Annotated in this window: 14 protein-coding genes and 1 pseudogene; 11 read left to right on the forward strand and 4 right to left on the reverse strand. The window is 33.2% G+C overall.

Features of this window, described 5'->3' with window-relative positions:
* From ATO12_RS26280 to ATO12_RS25230, 3 genes and pseudogenes are all read left to right on the forward strand, one after another.
* Positions 1–799: pseudogene (locus tag ATO12_RS26280) on the forward strand (hypothetical protein); the annotation flags it as partial.
* 50 nt (positions 800–849) lie between these two features.
* Positions 850–1,764, forward strand: a complete 915-nt coding sequence (locus ATO12_RS25225; RefSeq protein WP_051576070.1) for a tail fiber protein — start codon at positions 850–852, stop codon at positions 1,762–1,764.
* A gap of 48 nt (positions 1,765–1,812) precedes the next feature.
* Positions 1,813–3,993 (forward strand): S8 family serine peptidase, encoded by a 2,181-nt coding sequence (locus tag ATO12_RS25230; RefSeq protein WP_051576071.1) that lies wholly within the window; start codon positions 1,813–1,815, stop codon positions 3,991–3,993.
* A gap of 145 nt (positions 3,994–4,138) precedes the next feature.
* Here ATO12_RS25230 and ATO12_RS24250 read toward each other — a convergent pair whose 3' ends face one another.
* The 3 genes from ATO12_RS24250 to ATO12_RS24260 form a co-directional block, all read right to left on the reverse strand.
* Positions 4,139–5,017, reverse strand: coding sequence for an SdiA-regulated domain-containing protein (locus tag ATO12_RS24250; protein WP_034247612.1), 879 nt, complete (start codon positions 5,015–5,017; stop codon positions 4,139–4,141).
* Complete coding sequence (locus ATO12_RS24255) at positions 4,995–5,447, reverse strand: Dps family protein (RefSeq protein WP_034247615.1); 453 nt, start codon at positions 5,445–5,447, stop codon at positions 4,995–4,997. Before ATO12_RS24255 ends, ATO12_RS24250 begins: the two co-directional genes overlap by 23 nt.
* Before the next feature lie 97 nt (positions 5,448–5,544).
* A complete protein-coding gene (locus ATO12_RS24260) occupies positions 5,545–6,096 on the reverse strand; it encodes an NUDIX hydrolase (protein ID WP_034247617.1) in 552 nt (183 codons plus the stop codon).
* A 150-nt stretch (positions 6,097–6,246) separates the two neighbouring features.
* Between ATO12_RS24260 and ATO12_RS24265 the strand changes: the two genes are divergently transcribed.
* The 7 genes from ATO12_RS24265 (at position 6,247) to acs (ending at position 15,845) form a co-directional block, all read left to right on the forward strand.
* Positions 6,247–6,666, forward strand: coding sequence for an IS1/IS1595 family N-terminal zinc-binding domain-containing protein (locus tag ATO12_RS24265; RefSeq protein WP_034247619.1), 420 nt, complete (start codon positions 6,247–6,249; stop codon positions 6,664–6,666).
* Between the two features lie 123 nt (positions 6,667–6,789).
* Positions 6,790–8,022, forward strand: a complete 1,233-nt coding sequence (locus ATO12_RS24270; protein WP_034247621.1) for a hypothetical protein — start codon at positions 6,790–6,792, stop codon at positions 8,020–8,022.
* 12 nt (positions 8,023–8,034) lie between these two features.
* Positions 8,035–8,298: a DUF4212 domain-containing protein gene (locus ATO12_RS24275; protein ID WP_034247623.1), complete on the forward strand. Its 264-nt coding sequence runs from the start codon at positions 8,035–8,037 to the stop codon at positions 8,296–8,298.
* Between the two features lie 91 nt (positions 8,299–8,389).
* Complete coding sequence (locus tag ATO12_RS24280) at positions 8,390–10,177, forward strand: sodium:solute symporter family protein (protein ID WP_034247625.1); 1,788 nt, start codon at positions 8,390–8,392, stop codon at positions 10,175–10,177.
* Between the two features lie 319 nt (positions 10,178–10,496).
* Positions 10,497–13,190, forward strand: coding sequence for an ATP-binding protein (locus tag ATO12_RS24290; protein ID WP_034247629.1), 2,694 nt, complete (start codon positions 10,497–10,499; stop codon positions 13,188–13,190).
* A 186-nt stretch (positions 13,191–13,376) separates the two neighbouring features.
* A complete protein-coding gene (locus ATO12_RS24295; RefSeq protein ID WP_034247631.1) occupies positions 13,377–13,745 on the forward strand; it encodes a response regulator transcription factor in 369 nt (122 codons plus the stop codon).
* Between the two features lie 147 nt (positions 13,746–13,892).
* Positions 13,893–15,845, forward strand: a complete 1,953-nt coding sequence (acs, locus tag ATO12_RS24300; RefSeq protein ID WP_034247632.1) for an acetate--CoA ligase — start codon at positions 13,893–13,895, stop codon at positions 15,843–15,845.
* 64 nt (positions 15,846–15,909) lie between these two features.
* Here acs and ATO12_RS24305 read toward each other — a convergent pair whose 3' ends face one another.
* Complete coding sequence (locus ATO12_RS24305; RefSeq protein ID WP_025668063.1) at positions 15,910–17,001, reverse strand: M42 family metallopeptidase; 1,092 nt, start codon at positions 16,999–17,001, stop codon at positions 15,910–15,912.
* A gap of 142 nt (positions 17,002–17,143) precedes the next feature.
* Here ATO12_RS24305 and ATO12_RS24310 point away from each other — a divergent pair, with 142 nt between their 5' ends.
* Positions 17,144–17,827 carry a DUF4294 domain-containing protein gene (locus ATO12_RS24310; RefSeq protein ID WP_240486180.1) on the forward strand — a complete coding sequence of 228 codons (684 nt, stop codon included), beginning with the start codon at positions 17,144–17,146 and terminating at the stop codon, positions 17,825–17,827.
* The last annotated feature ends 768 nt before the right edge of the window (positions 17,828–18,595 follow it).

Below are 18,595 nucleotides of genomic sequence, written 5' to 3' on the forward strand. Positions count from 1 at the left end.
GGCTGGTATCTATGTGAGAAGTGATGGTAGTTATGGGACAAAAATGTATTTTTCAACAACAGATGCTTATGTTTCGGGATCAAAAACAGCGATGAGTATAGATCATAGAGGTATGGTTGGAATTGGAACAATATCTCCAAAATCAAAGCTTCAAATCGCTGGAGGTTCAAATAATTGGAATGAATCTACTCCAGGGACTTCAGTGGGTTCTATTCATTTAGATCCTGAAAATTCAAGCAACCATTTTGGAAGTGCTATCACTTTTGGAGCATCAGACACGTCTAATGGAGAAACTGCTCAGGCAGGTATCTATGTAAGAAGTGATGGTAGTTATGGGACAAAAATGTATTTTTCAACAACAGATGCCTATGTTTCAGGATCAAAAACTGCGATGAGTATAGATCATAAAGGTAAAGTAGGTATCGGAACCAATAATACGGGATCTCATAAACTTGCTGTAGAGGGTTCGATAGGAGCAAGAGAAATTAAAGTAGAAGCTACTACTTGGTCAGATTTTGTTTTTGAAACAGATTATAATCTTCCAACACTTGCCGAAGTAGAAAACCACATCAAAGAAAAAGGTCATTTAAAAGATATTCCAAATGCTAAAGAAGTAGCAAAAAATGGGATTTACCTGGGAGCGATGGATGCTAAATTACTTCAAAAAATAGAAGAGCTAACACTGTATACGATACAACAGGAAAAAGAAATTAAACGGCAAGCTCTTGAAATTGAAGAATTGAAATCTTTATCTAGTCGATTATCAGAAATAGAAAAATTGATAGAAGCTAAAAAATAAACCAGTTTGTAATATAAACTGCAAACTAAACCAACTTAAAATTACACAAAATGAAAAAAACAATTTTTACTCTCATATTACTAGTGCTGTATAGCGGAGTTAAAGCACAACACAATTATGATAATCAAAATACTATTTATTCAAATGGTGGAAATGTAGGGATAGGAACGCAAAGCCCTTCTAATGCACAAGGCTGGAACAAAGTACTGGATGTTGACGGTTCACAACATTCTAAAATTTTGGCAACCAGTGTAAATAAAAAGTATAAAACCGGAATATTCTCTCATAACGAATCCTGGTACGGAGGAGGAGGTTTTGTTGGTACAGAAAGCAATCATAATTTACATCTTATTACAAATTATGCTTCAAAGATGACTATTTTAACAAATGGCAATGTTGGGATAGGAACACAAAATCCATCTAATGCACAAGGCTGGAATAGAGTATTGGATGTTGCAGGGGCACAACATTCTAAAATTCTGGCAACCAGTGTAAATGAAAAATACAAGACCGGAATATTCTCTCATAACGAATCCTGGTACGGAGGAGGAGGTTTTGTTGGTACAGAAAGCAACCATAATTTACATCTGATTACAAATTATGCCTCAAAGATGACCATTTTAACAAATGGTAATGTTGGGATAGGAACGCAGAATCCAGATTCTAAACTTACCGTAAAAGGAAATATTCACTCTCGCGAAATAAAAGTAACGGCTACAGCAGGAGGGGCTGATTTTGTATTTACGAATGAGTATCGGTTGCCTTCTTTAGCAGAGGTAGAAGCTTTTGTAAAGAAAAACAAACATTTGCCAGAAATAGCATCAGCTGAAGAAATGGAAAAGAATGGTATTCATTTAGCCAAAATGAATATAAAACTACTTCAAAAGATAGAGGAATTGACTTTGTATATCATTGAGCAAGATAAACGTATTAGTTTGCTGGAATCTAAGTCTACCAAGAAGTAAAATATACTCTAGTAATATACAACTGTTTTTAAATAACAAATAAACATCATGAGAAATATAATATATAAAATAACACCATTGATTTTGTTGTTTCTTACTGTTAGCGCCTTTGGGCAAAGACAATTAGACAATTTCTACTATTATAAAGGAGAAAAAGTGTTTTTAACCATAAATACCAAAACTATTTCTATCTCATTCGAGGGAGAGAATTCAATTAACTCCTTTAAATCTTTAAATAATAATTTGGTTAAAACAACAGAAATAATAGAAGATAATGCAAGAGCTACTGTAATCGCAATAGATGATAAAGCCACTAGTAGGAAAGCTATAAAAAGTTATTATATGGAAATATCTATGGACAAAAATATGTCTATAATAGATTATTATAAAGAAATTGAGTCATATAAAAATACACCTAATATTTTAATGGCTTCCCCAGCATATATTACTAAAAGTGGAGGAGAATTAGGGTTGTCAAATAATTTTTATGTAAAACTTAAAAATAAGGATGACGTCGATATTCTTTATAAGAAGGCAAAAGAAATGAATGTAGAGATATTAGGTCATGATAAATACATGCCGCTTTGGTTTACACTCTCTGTAACGACCAAAAACAAATTAAACTCTATACAGCTTGCCAACATTTTTTATGAAACTGGATGGTTTGAAAGTACAGAGCCTGCTTTTATGTATCACAACATAGAAACTTCAAATGATACTTATTTCAACAACCAATGGTCTTTAAATAATACAGGACAAAATGGAGGAACAGCAGGAATTGACATCAATATGCAGCAAGCCTGGGGGATAACTACAGGAGATCCTAGTATTAAAACCGCTGTATATGATCATGGGTTAGAAATGAATCATCCAGATTTACAAGCTAATGTGTATGGAACAGGGTTTGATGCAAATAATGGAACAACACCAGCTACAGTAAGAGGAAATCACGGAACTGCTTGTGCTGGTATTATAGGGGCAGTAAAAGATAATAATTTAGGAATTTCGGGTGTTGCTCCCACTTCAAAATTGATATCGATCAGCATCAACCTTAGGACATCAGATACTCCATCTCAATTAGCAAGTGGTTTTAATTGGGCATGGCAAAATGGAGCAGATGTGATTAGTAATTCTTGGGGAGGATATGCGCCATCGAGCATTATAGATAACGCTATAACAAATACATTAAATAATGGTAGAGGAGGAAAAGGTTGTGTTATTGTTTTTGCTGCAGGTAATGAGAATAATACGAATATTCGATACCCGGGAAGTAGTAATCCAGATTTGCTAGTAGTAGGAGCAATGAGTCCTTGTGCAGAGCGTAAAAACCCAAGTTCCTGCGATGGAGAGAATAGGTGGGGAAGTTGTTATGGTACCCAATTGGATATTGTAGCTCCCGGAGTAAAAATGCCTACTACTGATAGACAGGGAGGAAATGGGTATTCTACAACAGATTATACGCAAACTTTTAATGGAACTTCATCAGCGTGCCCTGTAGTAGCAGGAGTAGCAGCACTAATATTAAGTGTTAATCCAAACTTAACATTTAGTGAAGTGAATACAATTATCGAACAGTCTGCTCAAAAAGTAGGAACATACACATATTCTAATACAGGAGGGCGGCCAAATGGAACCTGGAATAATCAGATGGGCTATGGTTTGGTAGATGCATATCAAGCTGTATTACTAGCTCAAAGTTGCCAGGATGACCTAACTATTAACCAGAATGTACTTTCTGGTCAGACAGATATTCAGGAAGCAAAAAACACAATTACAGCTACCAACGTTATTTTTAGTGGGGGAACCGCGGCATATGATGCAGGAACTTCGATTCACTTAAAGACAGGGTTTAGCGCTAAATCAGGATCATCTTTTAGAGCATATATCGAAGGATGCTCTGGAAAAAGAATAGAAGAAGAATCAACGAGCCAACAAGAAGTTATTACTTATGAGAACATTAGTCTAGAAAATGATGCTTTAGAAGTATTAGAGGTGGTTAAAGTACACCCCAATCCAACTAAGGGGGTAGTAACCATTAATAGTACAAAACAAATAACTTCATGGGTACTGAATGATTATATGGGTAGATACGCAGAGAAATCGAAATTGAAAAGTAACTCTTCGTATAAAGATCAACTTAATATGAATCATTTGCCAGCAGGATTGTATGTGTTAAAGATTACTTTGGACAATGGTGATACAGTGTATAAGAATATAGTTAAGAATTAAAGAACCAATAAACCCAGTCTGTCTATAACATCTCCATAGATACTACATGATATTTTAAATTAATGTTCAATATCTGAGGATGTTATAGACAGATAAAGGTTTATGAGAAAAAATGTTTTTGTTATGTGATGACGTAATATAAAACCTATTTTTTAAATTGATATTTATATAAAGTAGCTTTATGATGATTTGTTTTTTCATCAGATATAAAGAGAATAGAATCGTTTTTAAAACAAATACCTTCTTTTTGCGAATTATGCTTCAATGCTATTTTTTGAATACTTCCGTCAAACAGATTATCACCTTTAAAATTACTGAGTAAGAATACCTTGTTATGTGTGAGAAGGGCAATTTTATCTTCAGATCGATTAATTGCAGCCCCGGTGATTAAACAATTAGAATAATTTTTGCAGGTTTCATACGTTCCAATTAGTTTGGCTATATGTTTTCCTGGCGTAGCAGAAACCCGATATAGTTTGGTTACTCCTTTTGATTTTTTACCTCTGTTTTTAGTAAATAAGTAGAGATTACCATCTAAGTATACAAATGCTTCAACATCAAAATTTAATCTTTTTTTCTTAGGTGGAAATTTCTTTTGATCTTCAAAAATGAATTCGATTTTTGAGGTAGTCAAAGTGTTAGATAGAACTCCTGAAACTTTATAAATGACTAAATCTTTTCTGTCATTAGCATTATTGCCAAAATCACCAATATAAATATTGTCTTCTTTATCATATGCAAGATCTTCCCAATCTATATTTTTAGTTTCTGGGATTTTGATTTCACGTACTATTTTTCCATTTTGATTTAAACAAAACAATGTATTGCTATTACCAGAATCATTTATGGCATACAAATTATGATCAGATAACATGGTAATACCCGATATTTCGTGAAGAATTTTAGGTAAAGTATTAACCTTTATTAAATCTGTATGCTTGCCCTTTTGACAACTGGCGGTTGCAGTTATCAAAAGGATGAGATAGAATAATTTTACTATTTTAACTTTTATGATTCCACGCATTAAGCATCCAACTTGTTTTCTCAATCTCTCCAATATAAGTACCCGTAATATCCAAGGTCCCATCATCTTTGGCATCTTCGGCAGCAGTAGTTACTATTTTTAATTGATTCAAAAGTGCGCTATGATCTTCTAAAATAGCGGTTACCATTTCGTGATCTGCAAGTGTTGTATCGGCTTCTTTAATATTAGAGAGATTTAGGTAAGAGCTAAAATTGCTAACAGGCTTACCTCTAAGCGTTAGAATTCTTTCTGCAATTTCATCGATTTTCAGTTTAGCATCTTCATAAAATTCTTCAAACTTTACATGAAGTTCAAAAAAATGGGGCCCAGTAATATTCCAATGAAAATTTCTGAGTTTTTGATAATGCATATGATAATCGGCTAATAATATATTTAAAGCTTCTATTGTTTTCGTGTTTGAATTACTCATAGTTTTTATCTATTGATTTTTTAATTTCAATACAAAATTATTATAATTTAAATAATAAAATATCAAGTTACAATAGTTAGTTGTAATAGGTATATTACTATAATTGATTTGTGATTTTATTAAGAATAAAATCATAATATGCAGCATCATGAGGAACATATGCGGTAGCTCTGATAGGGTCTTTAAGGATGTTCTTTAATTCATCGAGATCGATAAGAGTAAGATCAGAAACTTCTTCCTCCTGAAGGGTTAGTGTCTGAATAGAAACATCAAGACGGGAAATATAAATATGATGAAATTCATTATCATTAAGATCAGGTTGCGGCATTTTTTCTGCTAAATACGTTCCAATAAACATTAGATCATTTTTAGAAATAGACAAACCAATTTCTTCTTTAATCTCTCGAATGGCAGAAGCCTCTGGTGTTTCTCCAGCACCGATATGCCCAGCGACAGAAACATCCCATAAACCGGGATATGTATCTTTATTATCGGCCCGTTTTTGTAGTAAGATTTCACCTTGATCTGTAAAGAACCAAATATGAACACTAGCATGATATAACCCTAATCGATGCGCTTCTGACTTTAGTTTTACCTCTCCGGTAAACTCTCCTGTTTTATGGAGTATATCTATAAACTCATCTGCCATATTTGTTTTTTTAATTATGCATTATTGAAGGTAAATTAAAGATATATTTTTAATAAAAACCTTGTAAAAGTTAATTTTATCTATAATTATTATTAAATACTTGCTATATTTTTATTGCTAAAATGATATATTTATGCAAAAATAATATATATGAAGATTAAAGCTTGTCCGAATTGTGGTTCATCCGAGTATATAAAAAGTGGGGTAATCAACCAAAGACAGCGATATCGATGTAAAGATTGCAGTTATTATTTTACAGTCAATAAACTAGGCAAAAAAATAGATGATTACTATGTTAACAAAGCATTACAGCTTTATCTCGAAGGATTAACGTATCGTGAAATCGAACGTATTTTGGGAATATCTCATGTTAGTGTTATCAATTGGGTAAAGAAATACAATATCAAGCGACCATATAACTCTCAATACCATCCTACATATAAGATTTTAAATTCCTTAGAACTAGCTAATTATTTTCAGTCTCCAGAAAATATCCAGGGAGCAGGAGTTGTTGTAACAGAACTTGGAGATAAGTTCATGCTTATAAAATGGGAACGTTTTAAGGAATAACTATATTAATTAGCAAATAACTATACTAATTTTTATCACCCGACATAATTTTTAGAATTTTAGCAAGTGCACAAAACTACGCAAGTAGTACTAATCATTTTCTACAAATCAAATTCTTAAATTATGAAAAAACTCATATTACTACTTTTTTTAAGTAGCTTTTTGATTTCGCACTCCGTCTTTTCTCAAGGATCTCCAGATTATACAGGAGGTCTTAAAGTAAAGCTTAATGAATCTGGTTCAAAATACTTTAGGATTATTTCCTGGGCACAGTTTTGGGCAAGATATACAGATGATGTTCCCGATGATGATAGTAATATAGATTTCAGTATTCGTAGAGCACGTATTCTAATGTATTCTCAGATCAATAAAGATTTTTTGATTCTAACCCATTTTGGATTAAATAGTTTAAATGCTAATAACCTTGACCCGGTGGGCAAAGGAGATAGTTCGCAGCTTTTCTTTCACGGGGTCTGGGGGCAATACAGTCTTGGGGCAAATCATGCTATCGGTGGTGGATTACATTATTGGAACGGAATTTCCCGTCTCAACAATCAAAGTACACTTAACATTATGACTTTGGACAATAATCGACAATCCTGGGCACACATTGGGTTATCAGATCAATTTGCCCGCCATATTGGGATTTACGTCAAAGGAGCATTTGGTAAGCTACAATATCGTGTATCTGTTAATGAATCGATAACCAACAACCTTCAGGAAGGCACCGATCCTGTTGTCAATGGATCAGCTGTATATGCTGGCAGGCGATTACTAGGATCTAAGGATGCCGGAAAGAATTTTGCAGGATATTTTGATTATAATTTTTTAGACCAGGAATCCAATTTCTTACCTTATAAAGTTGGATCATATCTTGGAGGTAAAAAAGTATTTAATGTTGGTGCAGGATTCTTTTATCATCCAGACGGAAGTGTAATTGCAAATACAAACGGAACCCTAGAAGGAGAAGATGTAGCAATATTTGCAGTAGATGCATTTTATGATGCTCCTTTAGGAAGTAATGGTTCGGCGATTACAGCATATGCAACGTATCAAAATAATAATTATGGACATAATTATACCTTAGGGCAAACCTATGAGACAGGATCTATGGTATATGGACATGCAGGATACGTAATCCCTAATGCTAATAAAAAAATTAAATTTCAACCGTATACATCTTTTAATTTACGATCTATAGATGCTATTGATGATAATGCAACAATATTTGGTGTTGGAGCTAATGCGTATTTTAGTGGTCATAACTCGAAATTAACCTTAGAATATTTAAACACAAAATATGGTGATAACGATGCACAAAGTTTTGTTACCTTACAAGCAATGATCTATCTCTAAAACTTAATAACTATGTCAGAAAAACAACAAAAAGCCAGTGCCTACTGGAAAGAAAACGTAAAATACTTATTCATTTTACTTGCAATATGGTTTGCCGTGTCGTACGGCGCAGGGATACTTTTTAAAGATGCGTTAAACCAATTTCATATGGGAGGTTTTCCTTTAGGATTCTGGTTTGCACAACAAGGTTCTATCTACATGTTTGTGATTCTAATCTTTGTCTATGTTCGGTTAATGAACAAATTAGATAAGAAATATGGCTATGATAAAGAATAAGAAGGTAGAAAATTACAGGAATTTAATTAGGGCATGATCCTACTTTAATTCGCACTATCTCTAAGATTATAAACAACTAAAAAAATATATTATGAGTGTTCAAATGTGGACTTATATTCTGGTAGGATTAACCTTTGCTTTATATATAGGAATTGCGATTTGGTCAAGAGCGAGTTCTACAAAAGAATTTTATGTTGCAGGAGGTGGAGTATCTCCTTTAGCCAACGGGATGGCTACCGCTGCCGACTGGATGAGTGCTGCTTCATTTATTTCTATGGCTGGTATTATAGCCTTTTCTGGTTATGATGGTGCTGTATACCTAATGGGGTGGACAGGAGGATATGTGTTGTTAGCATTATTGTTGGCTCCTTATCTAAGAAAATTCGGAAAATTTACAGTTCCTGATTTTATCGGGGATCGATATTATTCAAAAACCGCAAGATCAGTAGCGGTATTCTGTGCGCTTCTCGTATCCTTTACCTATGTAGCAGGACAAATGAGAGGAGTAGGTATTGTGTTTTCAAGATTTTTGGAAGTAGATATTAATACCGGAGTAATTATTGGAATGATTATCGTTCTATTTTATGCGGTATTAGGTGGTATGAAAGGAATTACATATACCCAGGTTGCACAATATTGTGTGCTTATCTTTGCATTTATGGTTCCTGCTATATTTATATCAATTCAGATGACAGGAAATCCAATACCTCAGTTAGGATTTGGTGATACCATTGCAGATGGATCAGGAACATATCTTCTGGATAAGTTAGATGGTTTGAGTACAGAATTAGGATTTTCAGAATATACAAATGGTTCTAAATCAATATTAGATGTATTCGCTATAACTTTGGCATTGATGGTAGGTACTGCAGGATTACCGCATGTGATTGTTCGTTTCTTTACCGTGAAACGTGTTAGAGATGCTCGTAAATCGGCAGGATATGCACTGTTGTTAATCGCTATATTGTATACAACCGCCCCAGCCGTAGCAGTTTTTGCAAAAACAAACCTTATTGAATCGGTACAAAATAAACAATACGAAGAACTTCCTAAATGGTTTAAAAACTGGGAGGATACAGGTTTGTTAGGGTGGACAGATAAAAACGGGGATGGACAAGTACAGTATGCCAATGGCCATGCAGTTGAAGGAAATAAAAACAAACCGGTTTTTGATGGGAAAAATCGAGGAGAACATGGAGAGCGTAAAATTACAAATGTAAATGCTGCAACCAAGAACGAACTTTTTGTAGATCGTGATATTATGGTATTAGCAAACCCCGAAATAGCAAATCTTCCTAATTGGGTAATTGCTTTGGTAGCAGCAGGAGGATTGGCAGCTGCTTTATCTACTGCAGCTGGATTGTTATTGGTGATTTCATCTTCTGTATCTCATGATTTGATCAAGAAAATGATCAAACCAGATATCTCAGAAAAAGGAGAATTAATCGCAGCACGTCTTTCTGCGGTAGCCGCTGTATGTGTTGCAGGATATTTCGGAATCAATCCACCAGGTTTTGTAGCAGCTGTTGTTGCTCTGGCATTTGGTCTTGCAGCAGCTTCTTTCTTTCCTGCTATTGTGTTAGGAATATTTTATAAAAGAATGAATAAAGAAGGAGCTATTGCAGGGATGGTGGTAGGTATCTTATGTATGCTGTTATACATGATAAAATACAAATTAGGATGGTTCGACGAAACTCTTCCTCCATCAAGCGAGTGGTGGTTTGGGATTTCTCCAGAAGGATTTGGAGCCGTAGCTATGGTAATTAATTTCGTGATATCATTAGTGATTTCCAAACTTACTTCGGCACCACCAAAAGAAGTACAAGAAATTGTAGAAAATATAAGAATCCCTAGTGGGGCAGGAGAAGCAACACATTAGATGTACAGATATTAAACCTCGCAGGTTTTTTAAAATTTGTGAGGTTTAAAAAAGTATAATCTACCTGAAAAAATGATGGGAATTAAAGTGTATAAACTCAAAAAATATTAAGTAATCAATAGAAGTCCTCTCATGAAAAAACGTCATCAACAAAAACTGGTAGTACTTTCTATTGCATTGCTTTTTCTGTTTAATGTTCCGTTAATATTTATGTTTAATCATTTCGGAAGTGTTTTTGGGTTTCCCATATTGTATTTTTTTGTATTTCTAATTTGGGCAATTTCAATTTTGATCTCCTTTATAATTTTGAAAAAGTTTTATGAATAGCTATGTATTAATATTCATAATTATAGGATATCTGCTGCTTTTATTCGGAATTGCTTATTGGGCCGAAAAAAAAGCAAAAAGATCCTGGGTTAATAATCCTTATGTCTATACATTATCCCTTGCGGTATATTGTTCGGCATGGACTTATTATGGTAGTGTTGGGATTGCAGCAACCTCTGGAGTTAGTTTTCTCACTACCTATTTGGGACCTGTAATAGCTTTTCCTGTTTGGATTGTAGTATTGAAAAAAATAATCAAAATTTCAAAACAACATAAAGTTTCAAGTATTGCAGATTTTATATCACTAAGGTATGGTAATGATCGATTTTTAGGAGCGTTAGTGACTATAATATGTGTCTTGGGCGTATTACCTTATATTTCATTACAGCTTAAAGCAGTTTCAGAAACTTTTGAGATCATTTCTAATGACCCTGTTAATTCGTCAGGAACAATTTTTGAAGACTCAACATTTTATATAGCGGTTTTGTTAGCAGTATTTGCTGCATTTTTTGGTACAAGAACTACCGATGCTACACGACGCAGGCAAGGAATAGTATTTTCGGTAGCGGTAGAATCTGTAATCAAACTTATTTTCTTTTTAGGAGTAGGAGGGTATGTTACCTATTTCCTTTTTGATGGGACTATAGATATTTACAATCAAATATCGGTTGCAGAAGACTTCGAATCATTAACTACCTTCGATAGTTTGGAGTCTGGTATCAATTGGTATTTTATGATTGCCCTGTCTTTTTTAGCAATTTTTCTTTTACCAAGACAATTTCACGTCTCTGTGATAGAAAATACGACAAAAAAAGATCTTAAAAATGCGATTTGGATGTTTCCGCTATACTTACTAGTATTTAATGTATTTGTTGTTTTTATCGCCTGGGGCGGAAAATTACGATTAGGAGATATTGCTAACCCAGATTATTACTCCTTGTTACTTCCCCTACAAAGTGGAGATGTATTTTTAGCAACTCTAGTATTTTTAGGCGGTTTTTCAGCAGTGATTTCTATGGTAGTTGTCTCTACACTGGCATTATCAACTATGCTTAGTAATAACTTAATTATTCCCTATGGATTTCTGGATAAATTTAGTAAAAGTCGTCCTGAGCGTAATGCCAATTATATTAAAAATATTAGAAGAATAGCTATTTTATGTTTGATATTAGGAGCCTATTTTTTCTATATCAATTTTAATATAGAATTATCGTTATTTTCGATCGGACAATTATCTTTTGTTGTCATTGCACAACTCGGACCTTCATTTTTTATAGGACTATTTTGGAATAGAGGCTCTTCTATAGCTGCAAAAATGGGAATCATTACAGGGGCATTGGTTACAGGGTATACTCTTGTTTTACCTTTTGTGTTGGATACAATATTCGGTAATATGAATTTTATCGTATATGGCCCTTTTGAAATCGAACTTTTAAGACCTTATGCATTGTTTGGTATAGATATTCTCAATCCGGTAACGCATGCGTTTTTTTGGAGTATGTTTTCTAACGTTATTGTATACCTTTCGGTTTCACTTTCTTTTAAAGGAAATTATAGAGAACGTAACTATGGAGAAATGTTTGTGGATAGCAACTATAATTCCTTGCAGGAAAATGCATTTGTATGGAAAGGAGAAGCTTATGTTTCGGATATTAGAAAGGTATTAAACCGATTTCTGGGAGAAGAACGTACAGCACGCGCTTTAGATTTGTTCTATCTTAAATATGACCTTCCTAAAAATGCTGAAGCTGCAGATGCAAGATTGATTAATTTTTCAGAAAAACTATTGACCGGAAGTATTGGTAGTGCTTCTTCCAGAATTTTAATATCAAGTGTAGTCAAAGAACAACCTGTTACTCTGGTAGAAGTATTAGAAATTTTAGAAGAAAATAAAAAAACGATTTCTACTAATAAATTTTTAAAACAAAAATCAGATGAATTAACTCAGCTTACCGATGAATTAAAAGAGGTTAATGAAGAATTGACACTTCATGATAAATTAAAAGATGAGTTTCTGGATACAGTAGCACACGAATTAAAAACACCTATTACATCAATTAGAGCAGCATCAGAAGTGTTGTTGGATAGTCAGGATATGCCAGATGAGCTAAGAATACAATTTTTAGATAATATTGTTTATGATTCAGAACGCCTTACCAAACTAATTCATGATATACTGGATTTAGAAAAACTAGGATCTGGTAGAGAAATTCTAGATAAAAAAGAAAATAACCTCAATCTAACCATAGAAAAAGCAATATTAGGTGTACGTGCAATTGCAGAAAAAAAGAATATAAAAATTACAAATACAAAACCTTCTGATGCTTTAGTAGCAAAATATGATGAAGATAGGATTCTTCAGGTACTTACTAATGTGCTTTCTAATGCAATTAAATTTGTTGATGAAAAAAATGGAATAATTAAAATAGTATCAAAAAAATGGAAAGATTATATTCGTATTAGTATAGAAGATAACGGAAAAGGCATTCTTATCGAGGATATGAAACATATTTTTGATAAATTTTACCAGTCCAAAAATCAAAACGTAAAAAAACCAGCAGGTAGTGGTTTTGGTTTAGCTATAAGTAAGCAGATTATAGAAGGGCATAATGGCAAAATATGGGCCGATAAAAGTTGCAAAACAGGAGCTAGATTTATTATTGAAATTCCTGATGAGCACAAGTAGTAAATAATGAACTCATCTTGACTTTTTGTTTTTAACCGAAAATGAGTTGAAATTTGATCAGATGAGGCGCTTTTTGAAAGTCATAGTAGTGCTACGGGTAAGAAAAGTAACGAAATATGGGTGAATTTCAGCCATTTTTTAGGAAATAGAAAAAGTTAAGATGAGTTCAATAAACACAAATAAATTTTGAATAAGAAGAAGATATTAATAGTTGATGACGAACCTAATATTGTAATGTCTTTAGAGTATACATTCAAGAAAAATGATTTTGAAGTTTTTATTGCCAGAGATGGAAGCGAAGCTATCGAAATATTAAAATCACAGATTCCCGATGTAGTGCTGTTGGATATTATGATGCCAAACGTAGATGGATATCAAACCTTAAAATATATAAGGTCAAATGCAGAAACAAAGAATATTAAGGTGATATTTTTGACCGCAAAAAATAAGGCTTCAGATATTCAAAAAGGATTAACAATGGGAGTAGATAGGTATTTAACAAAACCATTTTCAATAAAAAAGATTATGGTAGAGATTAATGAACTTATTACTTAAAAAATAATTGATAAATCTTAGTATTAAAAACAAGATGCAGCTATTTTTAAGTTGTTTACACCTTAATACTAGTTACTTGTCGATAATTTTTTGACGATGACATGTTTTAAAAGAATTTAATAGACCAAAATTAGAAAATCACAGATCATGGAAATAAAAGACACACTTCAGCTAAGTTCTTTTGCTGAGTATAAAGAAGCATATCAAGAGAGTATTAATAATCCCGAAAAATTTTGGGACGCTATAGCAGAAAAGTTTTATTGGCATAAGCGATGGGATAAAACATTAGAGTGGGATTTTACAAAACCAGAAGTAAAATGGTTTGAAGGCGGTAAATTAAACATTACAGAAAATTGCCTGGATAGACATTTAGAGAAGTTAGGTAATAAAACAGCCATTATTTGGGAACCTAATGATCCAACAGAAGAATCACGTCATATTACATACAAACAACTTCATGTAAAAGTTTGTCATTTTGCTAATGTTTTAAAAAATAATGGTATTAAAAAAGGGGATCGCGTTTGTTTATATATGCCTATGATCCCAGAACTGGCAATAGCAATGTTGGCTTGTGCTCGAATTGGGGCAATACATTCTATTGTATTTGCAGGATTTTCGAGTACCGCTATAGCAAGTCGTATTAATGACTCAGCATGTAAAATGCTGATCACTGCAAATGAGGTATATAGAGGAGCAAAACCTGTGAAATTAAAAGAAATGTGTGATGAGGCTTTAAAAACTACACCTTCTATAGAAACAGTTATTGTATATAGAAGAACGGTTGAGCCAACACCAATGCAAGAAGGTAGAGATAAATTTTGGTTTGATGAATTGCAAAAAGTAGAGAAAGAATGTCCGGCAGAGATCATGGATGCAGAAGATATGTTATTTATATTATATACATCTGGTTCTACTGGTAAACCAAAAGGAATGGTACATACCATTGGAGGATATATGGTGTATACCACCTATACATTTGCCAATGTATTTCAATGCGATCATTTTGCTCCTACAGGACAAGATATACATGCCAAAAAACAGGATGATGTCTATTGGTGTACAGCAGATATCGGTTGGATTACTGGGCATTCGTATATAATTTATGGGCCATTGGCTGCAGGAGCAACAACTGTAATGTTTGAGGGAGTACCTAGTTATCCCGATTATGGTCGTTTTTGGGAGATTTGTGATAAACTTAATGTAACCCATTTTTATACGGCACCAACCGCAATTAGAGCATTAGCAAAACAACCACTAGAATTAGTAGATAAACATAACCTTTCATCTATTAAAGTTCTTGGATCTGTAGGAGAGCCAATTAATGAAGAAGCATGGCACTGGTATAATGATAATATCGGAAAAGGAAATTCACCTATAGTTGATACGTGGTGGCAAACAGAAACAGGAGGAGTAATGATTTCACCATTAGCAGGAATTACACCAACGCGACCAACATTTGCTACATTACCCTTACCAGGTATTCAACCCGTTTTGATGGATGCCGAAGGAAAAGAAATAGAATTTAAATCCAAAAGTTCTGAAGGAAGGTTAGCAATAAAATTTCCTTGGCCATCTATAGCAAGAACAATTTATGGAGATCACCAACGATATAAGGATGTGTATTTCTCTGCATATGAAAATATGTATTTTACGGGTGATGGAGCATATAGAGATGCAACTGGGAATTATAGAATTACAGGAAGGGTAGATGATGTAGTTATTGTTTCTGGGCATAATTTAGGAACTGCACCTATAGAAAATGCGATCAATGAACATTTATCTGTCGCAGAATCTGCAATTGTTGGTTTTCCTCACGATGTAAAAGGAACAGCTCTGTATGCATATGTTACTCTGTATAATGATCAAATAGCAGATGATGGATTGATAAATGAAATTAGAGAACAAGTGTCTAATACTATTGGACCAATAGCAAAACCAGATAAAGTTCAGTTTGTAAGTGGATTACCAAAAACTAGAAGTGGTAAGATTATGAGAAGGATTTTACGAAAAATAGCATCTAAGGATACTTCTAATCTGGGAGATACATCTACGTTGTTAAATCCAGATGTAGTTCAGGAGATAATGGATAATGTAGTGTAAAAGAATATATATTAAAAAGCCCTTGTAAGCACAAGGGCTTTTTAATATATGTAGTTATGATTAATTACTTTTCAAAATAACTAAAAGACTCTCCTGATTTTATAGAAAGTAAACTTTCATAAATCAATTCTATGACATTTTCTACATCTTTTCTGTGTACCATTTCCACAGTAGTGTGCATATAACGCAACGGTAAAGAAATTAGAGCAGAGGCAACACCTCCATTACTGTATGCAAATGCATCAGTATCTGTTCCTGTCATTCTGCTAGATGCCATACGCTGAAAAGGGATCTTTTTCTTTTCTGCTGTATCGATCAATAACTCTCTCAATCTATTTTGAACCGCAGGAGCGTAAGAAATTACAGGACCATCACCAATTTTGGTTTCTCCTTGTGTCTTCTTTTCTATCATTGGAGTAGTGGTGTCATGACAAACATCGGTCACAATTGCTACATTAGGTTTAATGGTATGCGTAATCATCTCTGCACCTCTTAAGCCAATTTCTTCCTGTACAGAATTAGTGATATATAAACCAAAAGGTAATTTCTTTTTATTTTCTTTTAGTAAGCGAGCTACTTCTGCAATCATAAAACCTCCCATTCGGTTGTCAAGTGCACGGCATACAAACTTATTTTTATTCAGAATAAAAAATTCATCGGGATATGTAATTACACAACCAACATGGACTCCGAGTTTTAATACTTCCTCTTTGGTATTACACCCTACATCAATACATATGTTTTCAAGGGTTGGGGCTTGCTCTTTCGAACCCTTTCTGGTGTGAATAGCAGGCCATCCAAAAACACCTTTTACAATACCTTTTTTAGTATGTATATTAACCCGTTTAGAAGTTGCAATCTGGTGGTCACTTCCTCCATTTCTAATCACATAAATTAGCCCATTATCCGTAATGTAGTTTACATACCACGAAATCTCATCAGCGTGCCCTTCGATTACAACTTTATACTTTGCTTTTGGGTTAATTACACCAACAGCCGTTCCATAAGTATCTGTTATAAACTCATCTACATAAGGTTTTAAGTAGTTCATCCAGATTTTTTGCCCTTCCCATTCATATCCTGTCGGAGCAGGGTTATTAAGATATTTCTCAAGAAAAGTCAGGGATTTTTTATTTAGAATGCTCTTTTTTGCCATAGTATTATTTCATTTTATTGCGAAAATAACAATATTCACATTCATTTTACAGTTTACAATTGGTTAATTATTAATTTTGGAACAATTTTAGAAAGTCTCATAATCTATTATGATAAAACATTCGGTATATATTATCTTGGTAATGCTAACTTCTTTAAGTAATGCCCAAAAGAGAGAGCAAAAACTTTTGGACACTTCTAAGGTAGATACTACAGGTTATGTGCAGTACTACATCATCGAAGGAGATACAATTCCTCATGAGGCTATTGATCTTGATGAAGTAATTATTTTAGGGAGATTAAATTTTAAAGATAGACTGGCAAGAAGAAAATATCTTATTTTACGACGTAAGACTAGAAAAGTGTATCCCTATGCTAAATTAGCAGCAGATAGACTGATATCTCTTAATGAACGATTAGAAAACATTGACTCTAAGAGAAAAAAGAAGCGATATATAAAAATGTTACAGAAGTACATGGAAGAAGAGTTTACCAAAGAATTAAAAAAACTTACTCGTACAGAAGGGCAGATATTGGTTAAATTGATTTATCGACAAACAGGTAAAACAATGTTCGCATTAGTAAAAGAATATAGAAGTGGGTGGAGAGCTTTTTGGTATAATAACACAGCCAAACTTTTTAATATTTCTTTAAAAGAGAAATATGATCCTATAAATGTAGAAGAAGATTATTGGATAGAGGATATATTACAGCGAAGTTTTCAGTCAAGTATTCTAAAAGAGCAAAAAACAGCTTTAGATTTTAGTTTTTATGATTTGAAAAATAAATGGTCTAATACATCAAAAACAACTTCTTCTAAAAATTAATTTTGGGTATTCCCCCAGAAAAAGGGGGCGGGCTGTACGTTGTATCTTTTGTTGTGCAGATGTTAATTTTCTTTATAGGGATAGAATTAAGTTGTAGTTTTTTTAATTACCTAGGACCAACAAAAGGATGCCACTTCCATCCCTAATACAAAACAATACTATTATATAATCACATTAAGGGATTTAAACATAGAAAAAGTATCAAAAATCTATTTCTATTTTGATTAAATTTCTTATCTTCGTTTTCTATCTTTTTTAAAATCAGCACATTCCTTATTTTTTGTAAAAAATTATACCAAAAGGTGTTGTTGTTTTAATAAAGGGTTGTATGTTTGCACCCGCAAAACGGGATGCTGTTTTGAGAGTTCATTGAGAGTTGATTTTTTTGATTTTTGTTTAGGGAAAGATTTTAAAAAACTTTGTATAAAAATTCTTGTCAGAGTAAAAAAGGGTTGTATGTTTGCGCCCTCAAAACGGGGTTTTGTTTTGTGCGTTGATTGAGGTTTTATTTAGTTTTAATTTTTTCGAAAAAATAAATTAAAAAAAGCTTTGTAGAAATAAAAAGGGTTGTATATTTGCACCCGCTTAGCAAAACAAAGCATAGTTCATAAAAATAGTAGTAATGGTTTAGGATGTTTTAGGTAACATTTTTGAGGTTCGATTCCTTGATTTACGATCTATAATTGATAGCGATGAAGATTGCTTTATTGATTACAAAAGTTCATAGACATATTGATTGACAGCGCGTATTGAGTTATTTTATAATAG

Origin of the sequence: Aquimarina atlantica, from assembly GCF_000626715.1 — a bacterium.
Taxonomy (GTDB): Bacteria; Bacteroidota; Bacteroidia; order Flavobacteriales; family Flavobacteriaceae; genus Aquimarina; species Aquimarina atlantica.

Coding starts and splice junctions, on each gene's coding strand:
- ATO12_RS24270 (WP_034247621.1), top strand. CDS start 6,790: ATGAAAAAACTCATATTACTACTTTTTTTAAGTAGCTTTTTGATTTCG.
- ATO12_RS25225 (WP_051576070.1), top strand. CDS start 850: ATGAAAAAAACAATTTTTACTCTCATATTACTAGTGCTGTATAGCGGA.
- acs (WP_034247632.1), top strand. CDS start 13,893: ATGGAAATAAAAGACACACTTCAGCTAAGTTCTTTTGCTGAGTATAAA.
- ATO12_RS24280 (WP_034247625.1), top strand. CDS start 8,390: ATGAGTGTTCAAATGTGGACTTATATTCTGGTAGGATTAACCTTTGCT.
- ATO12_RS24260 (WP_034247617.1), bottom strand. CDS start 6,096: ATGGCAGATGAGTTTATAGATATACTCCATAAAACAGGAGAGTTTACC.
- ATO12_RS24250 (WP_034247612.1), bottom strand. CDS start 5,017: ATGCGTGGAATCATAAAAGTTAAAATAGTAAAATTATTCTATCTCATC.
- ATO12_RS24255 (WP_034247615.1), bottom strand. CDS start 5,447: ATGAGTAATTCAAACACGAAAACAATAGAAGCTTTAAATATATTATTA.
- ATO12_RS24265 (WP_034247619.1), top strand. CDS start 6,247: ATGAAGATTAAAGCTTGTCCGAATTGTGGTTCATCCGAGTATATAAAA.
- ATO12_RS25230 (WP_051576071.1), top strand. CDS start 1,813: ATGAGAAATATAATATATAAAATAACACCATTGATTTTGTTGTTTCTT.
- ATO12_RS24290 (WP_034247629.1), top strand. CDS start 10,497: ATGAATAGCTATGTATTAATATTCATAATTATAGGATATCTGCTGCTT.
- ATO12_RS24310 (WP_240486180.1), top strand. CDS start 17,144: ATGCTAACTTCTTTAAGTAATGCCCAAAAGAGAGAGCAAAAACTTTTG.
- ATO12_RS24275 (WP_034247623.1), top strand. CDS start 8,035: ATGTCAGAAAAACAACAAAAAGCCAGTGCCTACTGGAAAGAAAACGTA.
- ATO12_RS24305 (WP_025668063.1), bottom strand. CDS start 17,001: ATGGCAAAAAAGAGCATTCTAAATAAAAAATCCCTGACTTTTCTTGAG.